We start from the raw sequence: 270 nt of genomic DNA, 5'->3' as shown, positions 1-270 counted from the left end.
TTCTGAGTTCGGGATGGGATCAGGTGGGACCACAATGCTATTGTCACCAAGCAAATTTGTTATTCACTACCTGTCTTATTGTCGCAGGCAGTAAATGAATTCGGAAAGCTGTTTTGAGTTACACTTCTTAAGTGTTTGTATTCAAGCTAAGTACTACTTAGTAAAACCCATCTGGGTTGTATGGTTAAGCCTCTCGAGTCATTAGTATCAGTTAGCTCAACGCCTCACAACGCTTACACACCTGACCTATCAACGTCCTAGTCTCGAACG

General features: G+C 42.6%; 2 rRNA genes. Both read right to left on the bottom strand.

What is annotated here, in order from left to right:
* Positions 1-51 (bottom strand): 5S ribosomal RNA (rrf, locus tag M0415_RS21565); the annotation flags it as partial.
* Between the two features lie 129 nt (positions 52-180).
* A 23S ribosomal RNA gene (locus M0415_RS21350) occupies positions 181-270 on the bottom strand; the annotation flags it as partial.

It is taken from the genome of Shewanella sp. 10B (assembly GCF_023475885.1).
Taxonomy (GTDB): Bacteria; Pseudomonadota; Gammaproteobacteria; order Enterobacterales; family Shewanellaceae; genus Shewanella; species Shewanella mangrovisoli.
The sequence above is the reverse complement of the archived record's forward strand: the minus strand, read 5'-3'. Positions and strand labels throughout refer to the sequence as shown.